Here is a 20,201-nt window from a genome sequence, read left to right on the forward strand (position 1 = left end):
CTGCCCCCAACGCCACGGCCGCCTGGTCCCAGGAACCCTAACGGACACCGACGGCACCCGGACAGTCCTGCCAGGACGTGTCCCGCCGGGTTGGTCAGGCGGGACCGCACACCGCCGGGCTGGACGCGTCGGCCGCCCCGCAGCGGAACACCTCCACCGGCGCCGTCGCCACGTCGGGCACCTGCTCGACCCGCATCAGGGCCAGCCGTTTGTCGACCGGCTCCCCCGAGTCGGGCGTGAACCGGATCAGCCCGGCCACCCCCGGATAACCCTGCCCGGCGTTCTGCCGGAGCACCTCGGCGTGCACGCCCACCGGGTTGACCGAACCCGGTTCCCAGCGTTGCCGGGGGTTGGCGGGGTGCAACCGGGCGGCGAGGCTCTCCACCGCCCGGACCATCATCATCGACGCGTCGTAGGCGAGGCTGACCCGTTCGCCGACCTGCTCCTCCGAGCCCGGCCGGCAGCGCGGCGGGTCGAGCAGGTCGTCGGCCTGGATCCAGGACAGGAAGCTGGCCCGGGCGTCGTCGCGCCGGTCCTGGGCGGCCCGCAGCACCGCGCAGGTGGCCAGGGACGCCTTGGAGACGTACGTGACGGGCAGGTTGCCGGGCGCGGCGGCGCGCAGCCCCGGGTTGGCCATGTACCGGTTGACCGAGTCGTCGGCGACGAGGTGCCGGGGCGGGTTGCCGCCGCACTCGCGCAGCGCCCGCAGGAAACCGTCGAACTCCGACCACCGGCCGGCGTAGAAGAGCAGCCCGGGGTAGCCGCACTCGTCGGTCAGCCGCTGCCCGGTGCTCCACTCGTCGAGACGGGTGATGCGGGGGCCGAACTGTTTGCGGAGACCGTCGACGAGGGTGCCCACGTAGAGGTCCTCGGTGAGCGATCTGCCCTCCAGGGTGGTGTAGAAGACGTGCGCCTCGTCGACCTTCAGCACCTGCTTGGCGTACGCGTCGACAAGCTTCACCTGGTCCTTGTTCGGTGCGGAGATCTGGAGGTAGAGGCGGGAGTTGGCGTCGATCTTGTCGGCGGAGAGGGTGGGTGCCAGCACCGGAAGGCCGACCTGGTTCAGCTCCCGCAGCGCGCGGGCGGTGCTGCTCCGGCTCTCCACCAGCCCGACCACGCCGAGCACCGTGGGGTCGTCCCGGGCCAACTCGGCGAGCATCGCCACGGCCCGGTCGGCGTAGATCATCTGCCGGCCGCCGTTGGCCACCACGATCCGCAGCAGCGCCGCACCGTCCGCGCCCGCCGACTCCTTCAGCAACGCGTACTGGGCGGTGGCCATCCCTTCCAGCTCCTCGCGCTCGGAGACGTACGACTCCTCGTCCGCGCGGGTCCGGTTGCCGGTCAGGGTGCCCAGGTAGACAAGCGTCAGGAAGGGCCGTCGTCGGTCGCTGCGCTGCCAGACCTCCTCGGCGGCGCGGTTCTGCGCGAAGATGCGCTGTTGGACGGTGCGCAGCCGGTCCTGGCCCGGGTCGTTGTTGAACACCTGCGCGGCGCTGTCGCTGTAACCGACACACTCGCCGCTGCCGACCACCTCGACCGACACCTGACCGGTCAACGAGGGGTGACAGCCCAACCCCCACCGGCTCGTCACCCAGAGGCCGAGCGTCGCCACCAGCACCAGAGCGAGCGCCGTCGGCAGGAAGCGCCGCGACCACCACGGCGGGTCGGGCGCGGAGAAGGGCCGCAGGCCGCCACGCGACGGTGGGCCGGTGTCGGTCTCGTCGGGCCGCAACGCCACCAACCAGGTGGCCGGGCGGCGCAGCCGGCGCATCTCCGGCAGCGCCCCGGCCCACTCGTCGTACGCCTCGTCGGCCTCGGTCAACGGGTGCGGCTCGGGCAGGTCCGGTGGGGGTTGCCCACCGGACGCGACGATGAGCAGCGGGTCGTTGCGGCCGGTCTCGGTGCGGACGTCACCGACGAGGCGGACCAACTCCCCGCCGACGTTGTCGGGGGCGACGTGGTCGAGCAGCAGCGCCGGGTACGCGGTGCGCCGCCAGTCCGACGGACGCCACGGCCGACGCCGGTACGCCTGCCGAAGGTCCTCCAGGAACGCGTGCAGCAGCAGCTTGTTGACCTGGTCGGGTTGCTCCCCGTCGCGCCAGCCCGCGGTGAGGCGCTCGGCGAAGCCGAGGAACGTGACCGACTGCCGGGGCGCCAGGTACTGCTGGCGCATGAACCAGTTGTAGTGCCGCCCGAGCACCGGCACCCGACCGGAGACGGCGGCCCGGAAGACCACCCCCGGCACGGCGCGACGGACCAGCCAGAGCAGCACCTGCGAGACGATGCTCACCGCGTCGCCGCCGGAGGGCAACGCCTCCGGCGTACGCGGGCCCCGGCGGTCGCGCAGCCGGCGGACCAGGGCGGCGCGACTGTCGTCGGCGTCGATGCCCGCAGTCAGGCTCTGCTGCATCAACCAGTCGGCGAGCGGGTAGTGCCGGAAGCGCAGCCGGGCGGCGCCGAACGCCTCCAGGGAGAGTTGCCGGTGCAGCTCCCGCAGCAGCGCCGGCACGTCCCCGGCGCCGGGCGGGGCGTCGGCGTCCAGCACGGCGTGCGGGACCCGCCGCCGGGGGCCCTGGCCGAGGAACCGGCGCAGCGGCAGCATCAGGTCGGCGGTGTCCGAGCGGACCAGCCACAGCAGCGGCAGCCGACGGTCGCCGCGCCGGGGGCGGCGCAGCAACTGGGCGAGCAGCGCGAACAACTCCAGCCCGCCGGGCGGCAGCCGCTCCCGGCCGGCGGTCGGCTGCCGCTGGACGATCAACTCCCGCCTGGGCACCTCCGACCGGCGCACGCGTCACCTCCGATGCACACAGTGTGACCTTGCGGTGCAACATACGCCAGAGATCGACGGACGGTGGGCCGACGAGGTTCACAGTTGTCGATTAGGTTGGCCTGGCGAACACCCGATGGAGGGAGTCCACCCCGTGCGACGAGTCCTCACGGCGGCCACCACCGCCCTGACCCTCACCACCGCCGGCACCATGCTCGCCGGCACCCCCGGCCAGGCAGCCCCGACGGCCTGGGGCCGTCCGGTCGTCTCCGCCGCGCCGCAACCCGGCGCGCCTGGACTTGGCGACAGCTACTTCCCCGACTACGGCAACGGCGGTTACGACGTCGGGCACTACGACGTCCGACTGCGCTACGAACCGGCCACCGACCGGCTCACCGGCACCACCACCATCCTCGCCACCGCCACCCAGGACCTCTCCAGGTTCAATCTGGACTTCCTGCTCGACGTCGAGTCGGTCCGGGTCAACGGCTGGGCGGCGACCACGAGCACCGCGGGTACGCACGAGGTGGTGGTCACCCCGGCCCGCACGGTGACCAAGGGCCAGCAGCTCACCATCGTGGTGCGCTACTCCGGCGTCCCGTCGGAGGCCCTGGTCGGCGGTTACACCGGCTGGACGCGCACCGACGACGGCGCCCTCGCCGTCAACGAGCCCGAGTCGGCGTGGTGGTGGTTCCCGAGCAACGACCACCCGTTGGACAAGGCCACCTACGACATCTCGGTGTCGGTGCCCACCGGCGTCGAGGTGATCAGCAACGGCGTGCAGCCGACGCCACCGCTGGCCGAGGCCGGCAACCGCACCCGGTGGAGCTGGCGGACCACCTCGCCCACCGCCACCTACCTGGCCTTCCTGGCCATCGGCCAGTACGACATCGTCACCGACACCACCCCTGGCGGCCAGCCGGTGGTCAACGCGTACAGCACCTCACTCGGCGCGCGCGGGCCGGCCGCGCGGGCCAGCATCGAGCGGACCGCCGAGATCGTCGACTGGGAGAGCGGGCTCTTCGGCCCGTACCCGTTCGAGGCGCAGGGCGGCGTGGCCGGGCCGGTGGACGGCATCGGCTTCGCGTTGGAGACGCAGACCCGACCGGTGTACGGGCCGGGCTTCTGGCGGCGCGGCGCCAACACGTACGTGGTGACGCACGAGCTGGCCCACCAGTGGTTCGGCGACTCGGTCTCGGTGGCCGACTGGCGCAACATCTGGCTCAACGAGGGCTTCGCCTCGTACGCCGAGTGGCTCTGGTCGGAGGAGCAGGGCGAGGGCACCGCCCAGGAGGTCTTCGACTTCGTCTACGCCAGCTACCCGGCTGACGACACGTTCTGGCAGGTGCTGCCCGGTGACCCGGGCGCCGCTCGCATCTTCGACGACGCTGTCTACGACCGGGGCGCGATGACCCTGCACCAGCTACGGCTGGCCGTCGGCGACGACGCGTTCTTCGAGATCCTGCCAGCGTGGACCACCGAGCACCGGTACGGCAACGCCACGATCGAGCAGTTCCAGGCCCTGGCCGAGCGGATCTCCGGACTGGACCTGGACGACCTCTTCAGCACCTGGCTGTTCACCGCCGGCCGACCCGAGCTGGCGAGCGCCGCCCGCAAGGCCGCCCCACCGACCGAGCCGAAGTCCTGGGCCAAGATCCGCGAGGCCCACGAGTTGATGTCGCACTAGCCCCCACCCCTCCCCCCTCCCCCCGTCCCTCTCCCCGTCCCCTCCCCCCGCTCCCTTCGTCGATCATGGAGTTGTGGTGCCGCACATATCCGGCAAGGGCACGATTTGTCGCCCACCACAACTCCATGATCGACGGGGCGGGGCGGGGCCGGGCGGGGCGGGGCCGGGGCGGGCCGGGCGGGGCCGGGCCGGGGCCGGGCCGGGGCCGGGTTTAGCGGTGGGTTGCTGGGCCGGTTGTGGCCAACTCTCTGAGTCGGGGCACGCTCGACGGGGTCGCTCCGGCGTCGGCGGGCCCGATGACACAGACCGCCCCGGTGGGCCGGACGATGCGGGCGGCCCGGAACGCCGCTCGTCGTACCGGATGGCGAGGCCGCGGCACGACGAGCGCGAGCGTCGCCGCGCGGCCACGCTCGCGGTCCAGGGCGACGCCCGCCGCGACGGTGGCGATCGCCGCAACGGATCCGGCGAGGACGAGCGTCTGCCGGGGGCCCGCGTGTTCGGCCAGCCAGCCGAGCAGCGGAGCGCCGACCGCGGCGGAGACCGAGCCGGTGACCGCCAGGGCGGCGAGCACCCGCCCCCGCATCGCGCCGTCGGTGTCGAGTTGGGCGCGGGTGCCGACGGTGGTGTCGATGACCACCGCTGCGGCGGCGATCGGCAGGATCACCGTGGCGAAGCTCCAGGTGCCAGGCGCCAGCCCGGCGACGATCTGCAACCCGCTGGCGAGCAGGCCCGCGACGACGAGCGTCCGGTAGCCGAGGGACCGGCGTCGGGCCGCGACGAGCGCCCCCACCACAGTTCCGACAGCGAACACTGTCGACAGCAGCCCGTACCCGGAGGCGCCGGCGTCCAGCGGCCCGTCGCTCATCGCGGCCATGGTCACCTGGTAGTTGCGGCCGAGGCTGCCGAGCACGAACGACAGGGCGAGCGCGACGAGCAGCACCGGTTGCCCCCGCAGGTAGGCGAACCCGGCCCGTACGCCGCTGCGGGTCGCGCCGGCGGCGCTCACCGCCACACCGACCACAGCCCCCGGGCGGACGGCGAAGAGCGCCACCACCACGGCGGCGAAGCTCGCCGCGTTGATGCCGAACAGCAGGGCGGGGCCGACGGCGGCCACCACCACGGCACCGAGGCTCATGCCGAGGATGCGGCCGGCGGAGTTGGTGAGCGAACCGAGCGCCAGGGCGTTGCCGAGGGTGTCCCGGTCGACCAGGGACGAGGCCCAGCGGCCCATCACCGGACCTTCGATCGCCGAGACGGCGCCGGTGGCCAGCGAGATCGCGAAGATCAGCGGCAGGCCGCCGAACCCGGTCAGGGCGACCGCCCCCAACCCGGCGGCGAGCAGCGCGTGGGCCACCTGGGCGGTGATCAGCAACGGGCGGGCCGGCAGGCGGTCGGCCAGTACCCCGCCCCAGACGCTGAGCAGCAGGGTGGGTGCCGCCTGGAGCAGCACGGCGAAGCCCATGGACGTCGCCGACCCGGTCTCCTTCAGGACGTACCAGTTGACCCCGAGGACCTGCATCCAGGTGCCGATGACGGAGACGAAGCCGGCGAGCGCCCAGATCAGGTAGTTGCGGTGGCGCAGCGCGGCGAAGGTGGCACCCGTGGCCACGACGAACCTCCAGCGATCGGCAGCATGGTCGTTCAGGCCGATCGCAAGCGGTTCGGCAGCCGACAAGTCTTGCCGGCCCAAACCTCTTTGACCACGTTTGTGAGCGTCTTCACCAGCGGGAATGTCCGGTCGGTACGGCGGCAGACCTGCTGCCGTACCGACCGGACGCCCGTGACTCAGCGAGCGGCGAGGGCCTGCGCGGCCGGGCCCACCGGGGCCGGCAACACGCCGACACCGCCCAGGTAGCCGTGGATGGCGGCGGCGGCCGCCCGCCCCTCGGCGATGGCCCAGACGATCAGCGAGGCGCCCCGGTGCATGTCACCGGCCACGAACACCCCGTCGGCGTCGGTCTGCCAGTCGTCGCGGGCGTCGACCGCGCCCCGAGGGTTGCGGGACACCCCGAACTGCTCCAGCAGCGGCTGCTGCTCGGTGCCCTCGAAGCCGATCGCCAGCAGCACCAGATCGGCGGGAAGCTCCCGCTCGGAGCCCGGCACCACGGTGACGATGCGCTGGCCGTCGCGCTTCTCGACTGTCACCTCGGCGATCCGCACCGCCCGCACCTGGCCGGTGCCGTCGTCCACGAACTCCTGCACCGCCGCGGCGAAGACCCGCTCGCCGCCCTCCTCGTGCGCCGGGTAGCTGCGCAGCACCCACGGCCAGGTCGGCCACGGGTCCCGGGCCTCGTCGCGCTCCTGCGGCGGCTGCGGGTACAGGTCGAGCTGGTGCACGCCCGCCGCGCCCTGGCGGTGCGCGACGCCGAGGCAGTCGGCCGCCGTGTCACCGCCACCGATGATCACCACGTGCTTGCCGGCCGCGTCGATCGGGGTGCCGTCCGGCAGCACCGCCCGCGCCAACCGGCGCTCGGCGGCCTCCTCGGTGGTCGCGGTGGCGACCGCCCGATTGGCCGCGACCAGGTGCGCCATCGCCTGGTGTACGCCCCGAAGCGCCCGCCCGGGAGTCTCCGGAGTGTCCCGGCCCTGCAACGCCCCGGCGGCGAGCAGCACCGCGTCGTGCTCGGCGCGCAACTGCTCGGCGGTGATGTCCACCCCGACGTTCACGCCGGTACGGAAGCGCACTCCCTCGGCGGTGAGCTGGGCCAACCGGGCATCGATGTGCCGCTTCTCCAACTTGAAGTCCGGGATGCCGTACCGGAGCAGGCCGCCGATCGCGTCGTCGCGCTCGTACACCGTTACCGTGTGACCGGCGCGGACCAGTTGCTGGGCGGCGGCGAGGCCGGCGGGCCCGGAGCCGACGACGGCCACCGACCGGCCCGACGGGGCCGGCACCGGGCGCGGGGTGAACCCCCGCGCCGCGGCGGCGTCGGCGATCTCCACCTCGACCTGCTTGATGGTCACCGGCTGACCGCCGGAGATGCCGAGCACGCAGGCCGCCTCGCAGGGCGCCGGGCAGAGCCGGCCGGTGAACTCCGGGAAGTTGTTGGTGGCGTGCAGCGACTCCACCGCAGCGTCCCAGTTGCCGGTACGGACCAGGTCGTTCCAGTCCGGGATGCGGTTGCCGAGCGGGCAGCCGTCGTGGCAGAACGGGATGCCGCAGTCCATGCACCGGGTGGCCTGCTCACGGACCAACTCCTCGCCGGCCGGCGGGTACACCTCCCGCCAGTCGCTGATCCGCACCGGCACCGGGCGGCGGGCCGGCAGCCGCCGGTCGTAGCGCAGGAAACCGTTCGGGTCAGGCACGAGCCACCTCCTGGGCAGCCACCCGCGGGGCGGGCGGCACCGGCGCGACCGGCGCGCTCAGCGCGCCCATCACCGCGTCGTCGACGTCGCGGCCGGCTGCTTCGGCGGCCCGCATGATCTCCAGCACCCGGCGGTAGTCGCGGGGTATCACCGCGGTGAACTCGGCCACGGCCTCCGGCCACCGCTTGAGCAGCTCCTCGGCGACCGCCGACCCGGTCTCGGCCACGTGCCGTTGGACCAGCTCGTGCAGGAGCGACTGCTCCTGCTCGCCGAGCGGCGTCAGGTCGACGAGTTCCGCGTTGACCCGGGCCCGGTCGAGGTGGTGCACGAACGCCGTACCGCCGGACATGCCGGCCGCGAAGTTCCGGCCGGTCGCGCCCAGCACCACCACCGTGCCGCCGGTCATGTACTCGCAGCCGTGGTCGCCGACGCCCTCGACCACGGCGACCGCGCCGGAGTTACGCACCGCGAACCGCTCCCCGACCCGGCCGCGCAGGAAGACCTCGCCCGCCGTCGCTCCGTACAGGATGGTGTTGCCGGCGATGATCTGGTCCTCGGCCCGCCGCCCGGGCTCGGCGTCGGGGTCGAGGAACGGCGCGGCGGCGTCCGGACGGACGATGAGCCGCCCCCCGGAGAGGCCCTTGCCCACGTAGTCGTTGGCGTCGCCGTGCAGGCGCAGGGTCACCCCGCGCGGCAGGAACGCGCCGAACGACTGCCCAGCCGTGCCGTGCAGCACGAACTCGATGGTGTCGTCGGGAAGGCCGACGCCGCCGAACCGACGGGTCACCTCACCGCCGAGCATCGCGCCGACGCTGCGGTGCTCGTTGCGCACCGCCACCTCGACCCGCACCGACGCGCCCCCGGACAACGCCGGACGAGCCAGCGCGATCAGCTCGTTGTCGAGCGCCTGCTCCAGGCCGTGGTCCTGGGCGCGGACCCCGCGTCGCGCCGCACCGGCGGGCAACTCCGGCAGGTGCAGGACGGGCGCCAGATCCAACCCGTGGGCCTTCCAGTGCGACACGGCCGGGGCCACGTCGAGCAGCTCGGACTGCCCGATCGCCTCCTCGATCGACCGGAAGCCCAGCTCGGCCAGGTAACCCCGGACCTCCTCGGCGAGGAAGAGGAAGAAGTTCTCCACGAACTCCGGCTTGCCGGTGAAGCGCTCCCGGAGCACCGGGTTCTGGGTGGCGATGCCGACCGGGCAGGTGTCCAGGTGGCAGACCCGCATCATCACGCAGCCCTCGACGATCAGCGGGGCGGTCGCGAAGCCGAACTCCTCCGCGCCGAGCAGCGCCGCGACCAGCACGTCCCGGCCGGTCTTGAGCTGGCCGTCGACCTGCACCGTGACCCGGTCGCGCAGCTTGTTGAGCAACAGCGTCTGCTGCGCCTCGGCAAGCCCCAGCTCCCACGGGGTGCCGGCGTGCTTGAGCGAGTTCATCGGGGACGCGCCCGTGCCACCGTCGTGGCCGGAGATCAGGATGACGTCCGCCTTGAGCTTCGCCACCCCGGCGGCGACGGTGCCCACGCCGACCTCGCTGACCAGCTTGACGTGCACCCGGGCCGCCGGGTTGACGCACTTCAGGTCGTGCACCAGCTGGGCGAGGTCCTCGATGGAGTAGATGTCGTGGTGCGGCGGCGGGGAGATCAGACCCACGCCGGGGGTGGCGTGCCGGGTCCGGGCGACCCACGGCCAGACCTTGTTGCCGGGCAGCTGACCACCCTCGCCCGGCTTGGCGCCCTGGGCCATCTTGATCTGGAGGTCGTCGGCGTTGACCAGGTATTCGCTCGTCACACCGAACCGGCCGCTGGCGATCTGCTTGACCGCCGAACGGCGGGCCGGGTCGTGCAGCCGCTCGACGTCCTCGCCGCCCTCGCCGGTGTTGGACTTGCCACCGAGACGGTTCATGGCGATGGCGAGCGTCTCGTGCGCCTCCGCCGAGATCGACCCGTACGACATGGCGCCGGTGGCGAACCGCTTGACGATCTCGGTGGCCGGTTCGACCTCCTCGATCGGCACCGCCGGGCGGACCCCGGTGCGCAGGGTGAACAGCCCGCGCAGCGAGCCGGCCTGCGCCGCCAGCGCGTCGACCTTCGCGGTGTACTGCCGGAAGACGTCGTACTGCCGGCTGCGGGTGGCGTGTTGCAGCAGGAAGACCGTCTCCGGGTTGAACAGGTGCAGCTCACCCTCGCGCCGCCACTGGTACTCGCCGCCGACCTCCAGCCGGTCGGAGACGGCGGTGCCGGGCGGCGGCCAGGCCAGCGCGTGCCGGGCGGCCACCTCGGTGTGCACGCCGGCGAGACCCACCCCGCCGATGCGGCTGGGGGTGCCCCGGAAGTAGCGCTCGACCAGCCGGCTGTCCAGGCCGACCGCCTCGAAGACCTGCGCCCCGCAGTACGAGGAGACCGTCGAGATGCCCATCTTGGACATGATCTTCAGGACGCCCTTGCCGAGCGCCTTCGCGTAGTTGCGCACCCCGGTTGCCGGCTCCACACCCGCGAGCGCGCCGGTGGCGAGCATGTCCTCGACGGACTCGAACGCCAGGTACGGGTTGACCGCCGCCGCGCCGTACCCGATCAGCACCGCCGCGTGGTGCACCTCCCGGCAGTCGCCGGACTCGACGATCAGCGCCGCCTGCGTACGGGTCTGCTCGCGGACCAGGTGCTGGTGCACGGCTGCGGTGAGCAGCAGCGACGGAATCGGCGCCAGGTCGGCGTTGGAGTCCCGGTCGGAGAGCACCAGGATGCGCACGCCGTCCTCGATGGCCTCGGAGACGTGCCGGCAGATCTCGGTCAGCCGCGCCTTGATCCCGGCGGCGCCCTCGCGGATCCGGTACAGCCCGGAGACCCGGACCGCCTTGAAGCCGGGCAGGTCACCGTCCTCGTCGATGGAGAGGATCTTGGCCAGCTCGTCGTTGTCGATGATCGGGTGCGGAAGCACGATCTGCCGGCAGCTCGCCGCCCCCGGGTCGAGCAGGTTGCCCTCCGGCCCGATCGTCGACGCCAGGCTGGTCACCAACTCCTCACGGATGGCGTCCAACGGCGGGTTGGTGACCTGGGCGAAGAGCTGGTGGAAGTAGTCGTAGAGCAGCCGCGGCCGGGTGGAAAGCGGCGCGATCGGGGTGTCCGTGCCCATCGAGCCCAGCGGCTCGGCGCCGGTGCGGGCCATCGGCCCCAGCAGGACCTTCAGCTCCTCCTCGGTGTAGCCGAAGACCTGCTGCCGGCGACGCACCGAGTCGTGCGTGTAGACGGTGTGCTCGCGGGCCGGCAGGTCGTCAAGCTCGATCAGCCCGGCGTGCAGCCACTCGGCGTACGGCTGGGCGGCGGCCAACTCGGACTTGATCTCCTCGTCGTGCACGATCCGCCCGGCCACCGTGTCGACAAGGAACATCCGGCCCGGCTGGAGCCGTCCCTTCGCGACCACGTGGGCCGGGTCCAGGTCGAGCACACCCGCCTCGGAGCCCAGCACCACGAGACCGTCGTCGGTCTGCCACCAGCGCCCCGGGCGCAGCCCATTGCGGTCCAGCACCGCGCCGACGATCTCGCCGTCGGTGAAGGCCACCGAGGCCGGACCGTCCCACGGCTCCATGAGGCTGGCGTGGAAGCGGTAGAAGGCACGCTTGGCCGGGTCCATCCCCGGGTCGTTCTCCCATGCCTCGGGGATCATCATGAGCACCGCGTGCGGCAGGCTCCGCCCGGCCAGGTGCAGCAACTCCAGGACCTCGTCGAAGTTCGCCGAGTCGGAGGCGGCGGGGGTGCAGACCGGGAAGACCCGCCGGATGTTGCCCGGCACGTTCGGCGAGCGCAGCAACGCCTCGCGGGCCTGCATCCAGTTGCGGTTGCCGCGGATCGTGTTGATCTCGCCGTTGTGCGCGATGAGCCGGTACGGGTGCGCCAGCGGCCAGGACGGGAACGTGTTGGTGGAGAAACGGGAGTGCACGAGCGCGATGGCGCTCTCCACCCGCTCGTCGCGCAGGTCCGGGTAGAACGCCGGCAACTGGTCGGGCGTGAGCATGCCCTTGTAGACAATGGTGCGGCTGGACAGCGACGGGAAGTACGCAGCGACACCCCGCTCGGCGGTCTCCCGTTCGGCCTGCTTGCGCAGACAGAACGCCACCCGGTCCAGTTCGATGCCACGCAGCGGCGAGCCGGCCGGGCCGTCGGGCGCGTCGGTCAGGCGGTGCGCGGCCAGGAAGAGCTGCCGGACCCGGGGCATCGCCGCCAGGGCGGTCTCGCCCAGGTCACTCGGGTCGACCGGGACGTCCCGCCAGCCGAGCACGTCGGCGCCCTCGACAAGCGCGTACTTCTCGACCACCCGGCGGGCCAGCGCCTCGGCGGCATCGTCGTCGGGCAGGAAGACCAGCCCCGTGGCGTACTCGCCCGCCGGGGGAAGCGCGACGTCGGCCACCGCGCGCAGGAACGCGTCGGGCACCTGGATCATGATGCCGGCGCCGTCGCCGGTGTTCGGCTCCGCGCCACGGGCGCCCCGGTGGTCCAGCCGACAGAGCGCGCCGAGCCCGTTGGCGACGACCGAGTGGGAGCGCCGGCCGTGCAGGTCCGCCACGAAGGCCACGCCGCAGGCATCGTGCTCCTGCGCTGGGTCGTAGAGGCCCTGGGCGGACGGACGGGGGTGGGGCGTCGGGGACGCCTGCGGGCTGTGCGGGTGCGGGTGTGCTGTTTCCGCGTACGGCTGAGCCACCGGGCCTCCTGTCGTCACTCAGGTTGGATCATGGTGGGGACGACGTCGGCCCGTGGGTCTATTGAGTCTACGTTAGGGCCGGGGTCGCATTGCCAGCCGAGATTGATCACACCGTCCACTGGCTGGGACGTGTAGTCTCGCGCGGTGGATCCGCTACACAAGAACGTCTTCGACCGGTTGGAACGCTTCTACGACGCGGTGCCCCGCGACGTCGCCGGTGCGGAGGAGCATGGCGGGCTGGTGCTGTTCGTCCGCGAAGGTGCCGGCTGGCCGTTCTACGCCCGCCCCCGGATCGACGCCACCGAGCCGCCGTCGCTTGCCGACGTGACCTCGGTCCGCGAGCGCCAGCGCAAGCTGGGCCTGCCGGAAGCCTTCGAGTGGGTGCACGAGACGACCCCCGAGCTGCTGGCGGTGGCCCGCTCGGCGGGGCTCAGCGTGCTGGAGGCGCCGCTGATGGTGCTCGACCCGAGCGCGCTGCCCGACCCGGCGACGCTCACCGACGCGGCGGTGCGGGTGCTCGCCGCGGACTCCCCCGACTTCGCCGCCGATGTCGCCGCCCGGCGGGCTGTCGCAGCGGTGTCGTTCGCGGCCGCCGGCACCGCACCCGGCGAGGCCGGTCCGGCCGAACGCGACGCCGCCGTCACCGAACTCGAACTGGCGGCGCTCGACGAGGAGCGCGCCCGGATCGCCGACGGCCGGCGGATCTCCGCGCTGGCCGGCACGCCGACCGACGGCGCGCTGGCGAGCGGAATGGCGATGCGGGTGGACGACGTCGCGGAGATCGCCGGGGTGGCCACCCTGCCGTCCGCCCGGCGCCGCGGGCTGGGCGCCGCGCTCACCGCCACCCTGGCCCGGGAACTCCTCGCCGCCGGCACCGAACTGGTCTTCCTCTCCGCGGGCAGCGAGGAGATCGCGCGGGTCTACCTGCGGGTCGGGTTCCGCCGCATCGGCACCGCCTGCATCGCCGAACCCGCCGCCCTCATCCCCTGACCGGGGTCAGGTCGGCGGACGCCACTGCGCGGCGGAGGCCGCGGCGCTGGAGAGCAGCCGCGAGTTGATCGTGCCCAGTGCGGCGTCCCGGGCGCGCAACGCCAACCGGCCCCGGGTCTGCAGCACCGCCGACATCCGGCGGGTCTGCCGGACCACCGTCGCGGCCCGGGGGCGGCGCACCCGGTCGTACGCCTGAACGGCGTCGGGGAGCCGGGCCTCACGCAGCAGCGACGCGAGCGTGGCGGCGTCCTCGAACGCGAGGCAGGCGCCCTGCCCGAGGTGCGGCGGCATGGCGTGCGCCGCGTCACCGAGCAGCACCACCCCGCCCGGCCCGACCGGAAAGCCGTACGCGCGGGGCAGCGGACGCAGCTCGCGAACCTCCTGTTGGACGAGGTCGGTCGGGTCGGTGGCGTCGAGCAACGCGCCGACCGGCGCGGGCCAGCCCGCGTACCAGCGGCGCAGCAGAGCGAGCTGGGTCTCCGGTGGCTCCGGGCGGGGCGCGCCGGCGGCGGTGGCCACCCAGTAGATGCCACCCCGGGAGGACCCGCCCGAGGACCCACGCTCGCCGAGCGACGCGGCCACGAACCGGTAACCCGCGCCGAGAATCTCGCCGGCCAGCGGCTGATCGTCGGGGAGGCGGGGTGCCTGGTACCAGGGGATGACGGCCCGCCAGGCGGCGCACCCGGAGCTGACCACCCGGGACTCGGGGGCGAGTTGGCGGCGGATGCCGCTGTCCGTGCCGTCGGCGGCGACCACCAGATCGGCCTCGATGGTGTGCCGCCCGTCGCTGACGCCCGGCCGCTCGCCCGGCTCGACGCGCACATGGCGCACGGTCACCCCGGTCCGCAGCTCGACCCGGTCACCGAGACCGGCGATCAGCGCGTCGTGCAGATCCTCGCGGTGCACCACCACCGGCTGCCGGTCGGCCGGGATGGGCCGGGGCTGCACGAGCCAGTGCCCGTCCGGGCGGCGGACCCCGCCGTCGGGCAACGGGGTGGCGATGGCGGCCAGGCCGGCGCCGAGACCGAGGGCCTGGAGCGCGCGGACGCCGTTGGGCCAGAGCACCACGGCGGTCGGCTCGGGGCGGACCCGTTCGGCGCGTTCCAACAGGGTGACCTGCCAGCCGGAACGGGCCAGCGCGCCGGCCACCGCGAGGCCACCGACCCCTGCGCCGACCACCACCGCGCTTCGCATTGGTGCCGCCCCCGCTCAGCTGTCCCGGTCGGCGGGACGCGCGCCGGTGGCGTCGGCCCGGTCGGCGGACTTGTCGTCCGCCGGCGCGTCGTCGCCCGACACCGGCGCGGCGGCAACCTGCGCCTCGGACCCCTCCTCGTCGTCGACCGGCCGGGAGTCGTCGTCGGCCGTCGGCGGTACGACGCCGGTGTCCTGCCAGACGGCGTACTGCTCCTCGCTCACCACCCGGTAGCCCTCCGGCGCGGCGGCCCGGCTGGGGGTCTCCCGCTCGGAGAGGTCGACCTGGGACAGGTCGGACGTGGGGGGCGGGGTCGGCGTCGCCGCCGCGCCGAGCGGAATGAGGTAGTCCCGAGGGCCGCGCACCCGCACGAAGTAGATGAGCGCGCCGAGGAACACCAGGGCGGCGGTCCAGACGTTGAGCCGGACACCGAGGATCTGGTTGGCGTCGTCGGTACGCATCAACTCGATCCAGAACCGACCGACGGTGTAACCCATCACGTAGAGCGCGAACGCCCGGCCCTTGCCCAGCTTGAGCCGGCGGTCGAGGACGAGGACCAGAGCCGCGACGCCGACGTTCCACAACAGTTCGTAGAGGAACGTCGGCTGGTAGAGACCCGGTTCGAGGATCGGCTGCCCGGCGTCGTCGCGGAGCGCGTGGCCCGGGTTGTCCGGATCCATCCGGTGGATCTCCAGACCCCACGGAAGGGTGGTCCGGCCACCGAAGAGCTCGTTGTTGAACCAGTTGCCGAGCCGGCCCACCGCCTGGGCCAACGGCAGCCCCGGGGCCAGCGCGTCGGCCACCACACTCAACGGAATGCCGAGCTGCCGGGCCGCGATCCAGGCACCGACCGCGCCACCGGCGACCGCGCCCCAGATGCCGAGACCGCCCTCCCAGATGGCGAACGCCTTCATCGGGTCCCCACCGGCGCCAAAGTATTTCTCCGGTGAGGTGACCACGTGGTAGATCCGGGCGCCGATGATGCCCGCGGGCACCGCCCAGACGGCGATGTCGAGCACCGCGCCGGGCGCGACACCGCGCCGCCGGAGCCGGCGCTCCGTCACCCAGCAGGCCAGCACGATGCCGGCGATGATGCAGAGCGCGTAGGCCCGGATCGGCACCGGCCCGAGCTGCCAGACCGCGGTGCTGGGACTGGGCAGGGCCGCCTGGGGGGAGAGCGAGGCGAGGGTCACGGGTGCACACGCTACCGCTGCACACCCCCGCAGCGGCACCCCGGTCCGCTGGAGCGCGCATCCCGGTGACTTCTGGTTTGCACCGCCGTAGGCTCTTTGTCCATGAGCGCGCTCACCTGGGCGGTCGCCGCGGTCGTCACCGACGACACCGGTCGGTTGCTGCTCTGCCAGCAGGGCCGGGGTACGCGCCGCTACGCGTTGCCCGGCGGACGACTGCGCCCGGCCGAGGGCCCGGTGCGGGCGGCCCTACGGGACATCCGCGCGGAGACCGGCTGGGACATCGAACTGATCGACCTGATCGGCGTCTACCAACTGACCGGCCCAGGGCGCGAGGCGGCGGCCGGGCGCGCCGGGCCGCTGCCGGACGTCCTCGTACACGTGTTCCGGGCTCGCGCGGCCGGGGTCCGACCCGCCACCGACCCACCACCTGGCTGCCGGTTGTCCTGGCACTCCCCCGCCGCGCTGCCCGAGGTGCTCACCCCACTCACCCGGGCCGCCGTCACCGACGCGACCGCCGGCCACTCCGGCGTGCTCCGCGAGGTCCCCTGGGTGCCCGACACCGTGGACGCCCCGCCGCCCCCGGCGACCCTCCCCGCGCACGATGGCCAGCCGGCAGTCGACCAGGGCGGACGGTCGGGGACGGGACAGCCACCGGAGCAACGCGGCGAAGCTGCGGACACGTCCCTGCGCCCCTGACCACGTGCGGCCGGGCGGATCGCTCAGCGGGTGGGGTTACGGACGCCCTCGGCCAGTTCGGCGCTGAGCGTGCGCAGGGCGGCCAGGCCCTCAGCCTCGGTGGGCGCGTCGAGCAGGCACCGGATCAGCGCGCTGCCCACGATCACCCCATCGGCGTAACCGGCGACGGTGCCGGCCTGCGCGCCGGTGCCCACCCCCAGGCCGACACCGATCGGCAGGTCGGTGACCGCGCGGGTCCGGGAGACCAGCGTCGGGGCGGCGTCGGAGGTCTGCGCCCGGGCGCCGGTCACCCCCATGATGGCGGTGGCGTAGACGAAGCCACGACAGTGCCGCACCGTCATCGCCAGCCGGGCGTCGGTGGAGGACGGCGAGACCAGGAACGTGCGGTCCAGCCCGTGCGCGTCCGAGGCGGCCAACCACTCGTCGGCCTCTTCGGGAATGAGGTCCGGGGTGATCAGGCCGGTGCCGCCGGCGGAGGCGAGGTCGCGGGCGAAGACGTCCACGCCGTAACGCTCCACCGGGTTCCAGTACGTCATGGTGACCACCGGCGCGCCGGTGGCCGCGACCGCCTCGACGATGCGCATCGTGTCCGCGGTGCGTACGCCCCCGGCCAGCGCGATGTCACTGGCCCGCTGGATCACCGGCCCGTCCATCACCGGGTCGGAGTAGGGGATCTCCACCTCGATCACGTCGACGCCGGCCTCGACCATGGCGGTCATCGCCGCGATGCTGCCCTCGACGGTGGGGAAACCGGCCGGCATGCAGCCGACCAGCAGTGCCCGCCCGTCGGCGCGGGCCTTGTCGAAGGCCACCCCGATCCGGCTCATCTCACTGCTCCTTGTCGAGGATGCCGAAGTAGTCGCCGGCGGTGTGCACGTCCTTGTCGCCCCGGCCGGAGAGGTTGACCACGATTGTGGGCTCCCGACCCAGCTCCGCGGCGAGCTTCGGGGCCAGCGCGACGGTGCCGGCGAGCGCGTGAGCGCTCTCGATCGCCGGGATGATGCCCTCGGTACGGCACAGCAGCTCGAAGGCGGCCATCGCCTCGTCGTCGGTGACCGGCAGGTAGTTCGCCCGGCCGGTGTCGTGCAGCCAGGCGTGCTCGGGACCCACGCCGGGGTAGTCCAGGCCGGCGGAGATCGAGTGCGACTCCAGGGTCTGCCCGTCGGCGTCCTGCAGCACGTAGGTGCGCGTGCCGTGCAGCACCCCGGCGGACCCGCCGGTGATGCTCGCCGCGTGCCGGCCGGTGACCACCCCGTCACCGCCGGCCTCGAAGCCGTACAACCGCACCGCCTCGTCGCCCACGAACGCGTGGAAGATGCCGAGCGCGTTGGAGCCGCCGCCGACGCAGGCGGTGACGGCGTCCGGAAGCGCCCCGGTCAGCTCCAGGCACTGCTGGCGGGCCTCGTCACCGATGCCCCGGACGAAGTCGCGCACCATCGCCGGGAACGGGTGCGGGCCCGCGGCGGTGCCGATCAGGTAGTGCGTCTCGTCGACGTTCGCCACCCAGTCGCGCATCGCCTCGTTCATCGCGTCCTTGAGGGTGCGCGAACCGTTGGTGACCGGGACGACCGTCGCGCCGAGCATCCGCATCCGGGCCACGTTGAGCGCCTGCCGCTCGGTGTCGACCTGGCCCATGTAGACCACGCACTCCAGGTCGAACAGGGCTGCGGCGGTGGCGGTGGCGACGCCGTGCTGGCCGGCCCCGGTCTCCGCGATCACCCGGGTCTTGCCCATCCGCTTGGTGAGCAGCGCCTGACCGAGCACGTTACGCACCTTGTGCGCGCCCGTGTGGTTGAGGTCCTCCCGCTTGAGCAGCACCCGCGCGCCGACCTTCGCCGAGAACCGCCGGGCCTCGTAGAGCAACGACGGCGTGCCGGCGTAGTCCCGCAGCAGCGCGCCGAACTCGGCCCGGAAGGACTCGTCCGTCATCGCCGTACGCCACGCCCCGTCGAGCTCGTCCAGCGCGGCCACCAGGGCCTCGGGAACGAACCGACCGCCGAAGCGGCCGAAGTGGCCGGCGGAGTCGGGCTGCGGGCCGGCCACCGGGGCCAGCGCGTCGGCGCTCATCGGGAATCCTCTCGGTGGGACGTCGGGCCGGCGCGGGCTCAGCGCACCGGCCGGGGCGTTGCCGGGTGGTTGCCGGCGTTGACCAGCTCGGCGACCGCCTCGCGGGGGCTCTTCTGGGTGACCAGGCCCTCGCCAACGAGGACCGCGTCGGCGCCCGCGGAGGCGTACCGGATCAGGTCGTGCGGACCACGAACGCCGGACTCGGCGATCTTGACGACGCTGCTGGGCAGGCCGGGCGCGATCCGCTCGAACACCGACCTGTCGACCTCAAGGGTACGCAGGTCACGGGCGTTGACCCCGATCACCTGCGCGCCGGCCTCCAGGGCGCGGTCGGCCTCTTCCTCGTCGTGCACCTCGACCAGAGCGGTCATGCCCAGCGACTCGATCCGCTCGAGCAGGCCCATCAGGACGTTCTGTTCGAGTGCGGCGACGATCAGCAGGACCAGGTCGGCGCCGTGCGCGCGCGCCTCGTGGATCTGGTAGCTGGAGACCACGAAGTCCTTGCGCAACACCGGCACGGTGACCGCGGCACGGACGGCCGCCAGGTCGTCGAGCGAACCGCCGAACCAGCGCCCCTCGGTCAGCACGCTGATCGCCCGCGCCCCACCGGCCGCGTAGTCGACCGCCAGATCGGCCGGATCGGCGATCTCGGCCAGCCGACCCTTGGACGGCGACGAGCGCTTCACCTCGGCGATCACGGCCACGCCGGGCTTGCGCAGCGCCGCGTACGCGTCCATCGGCGGTGGCGCCGCCGCCGCCAGTTCACGGATCCGCTCCAGCGGAACCTGCTCCTGACGTCGGGCGACGTCTTCACGTACGCCAGCCAGAATCTCGTCGAGCACGCTTACGGACGCTGCCTGGCCGGCCTCGTCCCCCTCCGCGTGCGCATGCTCAGCAGTCACGAACGGACTCCCCTCTCCGGGCGTCATGGGCCGATGCTAGGGGCAGCCGACCGGCGCCGAATGCCGGGGGTATGGCGCTGCTCACGAAAAGGGCTGCGGCATAATGGCCGACTTGCCGTAAAGAGGTTGTCACGCAGCGCCACCTCCGGTATCGACCACCGTCACGCGGTATGGAGCCCGGCGGCCACGGTCAGACCGGGCCGACGCATCGATCATGCCACCAGTTTCCGGCCGGCGCCCGACGACAGCGACGCGGGTCGATGCTGTGAGCAAGCTCAAGGCCGAACGGACGGCCCCTGGTCACGGGCGGGGAGAGACAGTTGACCGGGCGGTCACCACGACGAAACGTCGGCCGGCGAGCATCGTCCTCGGGCAGACTCGATGGCGCGCCTGCCCCGACCGTCGCAACTCCTCGCGCGAGGTGACCATGAGTATCTCCGAGCCGCACCCCACAATCGGCCTGACCACCATCTCGCGGACTGTGGCATCGCTGGCCGTCGGCGTGGTGCACACGGTGGAACGGGCCGTGGTGGGCGAGGGACGGATGCGGACGGCACGGGGCAACGCCTGGGAGGCGGTCTGCGCCGACCGGGCCCGCGCCGACCAACGCGCCGAACTGAACCGCCTGGTCGCCGAGCTGACCGCCGCCCGTGCCACGAGTCGCCGCGCCCAGTGGGAGCGCCAGCCGGTCGGCTGAGCGCCCGG

Annotated in this window: 13 protein-coding genes; 4 read left to right on the top strand and 9 right to left on the bottom strand. The window is 73.2% G+C overall.

Annotated features, from left to right (window positions below; all coding sequences use genetic code 11):
- Positions 1 to 94: 94 nt before the first annotated feature.
- The gene (locus tag ACWER9_RS22690) at positions 95 to 2,788 is read right to left on the bottom strand and encodes a hypothetical protein (RefSeq protein WP_452303736.1); all 2,694 of its coding nucleotides are present in this window, start codon (positions 2,786 to 2,788) and stop codon (positions 95 to 97) included.
- Positions 2,789 to 2,921: 133 nt separating this feature from the next.
- Between ACWER9_RS22690 and ACWER9_RS22695 the strand changes: the two genes are divergently transcribed.
- Positions 2,922 to 4,454, top strand: coding sequence for a M1 family metallopeptidase (locus ACWER9_RS22695; RefSeq protein ID WP_452303737.1), 1,533 nt, complete (start codon positions 2,922 to 2,924; stop codon positions 4,452 to 4,454).
- Between the two features lie 211 nt (positions 4,455 to 4,665).
- Here ACWER9_RS22695 and ACWER9_RS22700 read toward each other — a convergent pair whose 3' ends face one another.
- The 3 genes from ACWER9_RS22700 to gltB all read right to left on the bottom strand — a co-directional run bounded on the left by ACWER9_RS22700 (position 4,666) and on the right by gltB (position 12,456).
- On the bottom strand, positions 4,666 to 6,063 hold the full coding sequence (locus tag ACWER9_RS22700; protein ID WP_452303738.1) for an MFS transporter: 1,398 nt from the start codon (positions 6,061 to 6,063) through the stop codon (positions 4,666 to 4,668).
- Between the two features lie 176 nt (positions 6,064 to 6,239).
- On the bottom strand, positions 6,240 to 7,760 hold the full coding sequence (locus ACWER9_RS22705) for a glutamate synthase subunit beta (RefSeq protein ID WP_452303739.1): 1,521 nt from the start codon (positions 7,758 to 7,760) through the stop codon (positions 6,240 to 6,242).
- Entirely contained in the window at positions 7,753 to 12,456 is a 4,704-nt protein-coding gene (gene gltB / locus ACWER9_RS22710) for a glutamate synthase large subunit (protein WP_452303740.1), read from the bottom strand. Before gltB ends, ACWER9_RS22705 begins: the two co-directional genes overlap by 8 nt.
- Before the next feature lie 144 nt (positions 12,457 to 12,600).
- On the opposite strand from gltB, the gene ACWER9_RS22715 reads away from it, so the two are divergent.
- A complete protein-coding gene (locus ACWER9_RS22715) occupies positions 12,601 to 13,446 on the top strand; it encodes a GNAT family N-acetyltransferase (RefSeq protein ID WP_452303741.1) in 846 nt (281 codons plus the stop codon).
- Positions 13,447 to 13,452: 6 nt separating this feature from the next.
- Here ACWER9_RS22715 and ACWER9_RS22720 read toward each other — a convergent pair whose 3' ends face one another.
- Positions 13,453 to 14,640 (bottom strand): FAD-dependent oxidoreductase, encoded by a 1,188-nt coding sequence (locus ACWER9_RS22720; protein ID WP_452303742.1) that lies wholly within the window; start codon positions 14,638 to 14,640, stop codon positions 13,453 to 13,455.
- A 15-nt stretch (positions 14,641 to 14,655) separates the two neighbouring features.
- Positions 14,656 to 15,831 carry a prolipoprotein diacylglyceryl transferase gene (gene lgt, locus ACWER9_RS22725; protein ID WP_452303743.1) on the bottom strand — a complete coding sequence of 392 codons (1,176 nt, stop codon included), beginning with the start codon at positions 15,829 to 15,831 and terminating at the stop codon, positions 14,656 to 14,658.
- A gap of 102 nt (positions 15,832 to 15,933) precedes the next feature.
- Between lgt and ACWER9_RS22730 the strand changes: the two genes are divergently transcribed.
- Positions 15,934 to 16,527 (top strand): NUDIX hydrolase, encoded by a 594-nt coding sequence (locus ACWER9_RS22730; protein ID WP_452303744.1) that lies wholly within the window; start codon positions 15,934 to 15,936, stop codon positions 16,525 to 16,527.
- Positions 16,528 to 16,550: 23 nt separating this feature from the next.
- On the opposite strand, the gene trpA is transcribed toward ACWER9_RS22730, so the two are convergent.
- Genes trpA through trpC form a run of 3 tightly spaced genes read right to left on the bottom strand, consistent with a single transcriptional unit; the run spans position 16,551 to position 19,436 of the window.
- Positions 16,551 to 17,354 carry a tryptophan synthase subunit alpha gene (trpA, locus tag ACWER9_RS22735; RefSeq protein WP_452303745.1) on the bottom strand — a complete coding sequence of 268 codons (804 nt, stop codon included), beginning with the start codon at positions 17,352 to 17,354 and terminating at the stop codon, positions 16,551 to 16,553.
- Between the two features lies 1 nt (position 17,355).
- Positions 17,356 to 18,594 carry a tryptophan synthase subunit beta gene (gene trpB / locus ACWER9_RS22740; protein WP_452303746.1) on the bottom strand — a complete coding sequence of 413 codons (1,239 nt, stop codon included), beginning with the start codon at positions 18,592 to 18,594 and terminating at the stop codon, positions 17,356 to 17,358.
- A gap of 38 nt (positions 18,595 to 18,632) precedes the next feature.
- The gene (trpC, locus tag ACWER9_RS22745) at positions 18,633 to 19,436 is read right to left on the bottom strand and encodes an indole-3-glycerol phosphate synthase TrpC (protein ID WP_030334428.1); all 804 of its coding nucleotides are present in this window, start codon (positions 19,434 to 19,436) and stop codon (positions 18,633 to 18,635) included.
- Between the two features lie 487 nt (positions 19,437 to 19,923).
- Here trpC and ACWER9_RS22750 point away from each other — a divergent pair, with 487 nt between their 5' ends.
- Positions 19,924 to 20,193 carry a hypothetical protein gene (locus tag ACWER9_RS22750; protein WP_452303747.1) on the top strand — a complete coding sequence of 90 codons (270 nt, stop codon included), beginning with the start codon at positions 19,924 to 19,926 and terminating at the stop codon, positions 20,191 to 20,193.
- The last annotated feature ends 8 nt before the right edge of the window (positions 20,194 to 20,201 follow it).

Source organism: Micromonospora sp. NPDC003944, assembly GCF_053605225.1.

Bases quoted from the DNA above. Each gene is read 5' to 3' on its own strand.
- ACWER9_RS22720 (WP_452303742.1), bottom strand. From the start codon at position 14,640: ATGCGAAGCGCGGTGGTGGTCGGCGCAGGGGTCGGTGGCCTCGCGGTG.
- ACWER9_RS22730 (WP_452303744.1), top strand. From the start codon at position 15,934: ATGAGCGCGCTCACCTGGGCGGTCGCCGCGGTCGTCACCGACGACACC.
- trpA (WP_452303745.1), bottom strand. From the start codon at position 17,354: ATGAGCCGGATCGGGGTGGCCTTCGACAAGGCCCGCGCCGACGGGCGG.
- trpB (WP_452303746.1), bottom strand. From the start codon at position 18,594: ATGAGCGCCGACGCGCTGGCCCCGGTGGCCGGCCCGCAGCCCGACTCC.
- ACWER9_RS22750 (WP_452303747.1), top strand. From the start codon at position 19,924: ATGAGTATCTCCGAGCCGCACCCCACAATCGGCCTGACCACCATCTCG.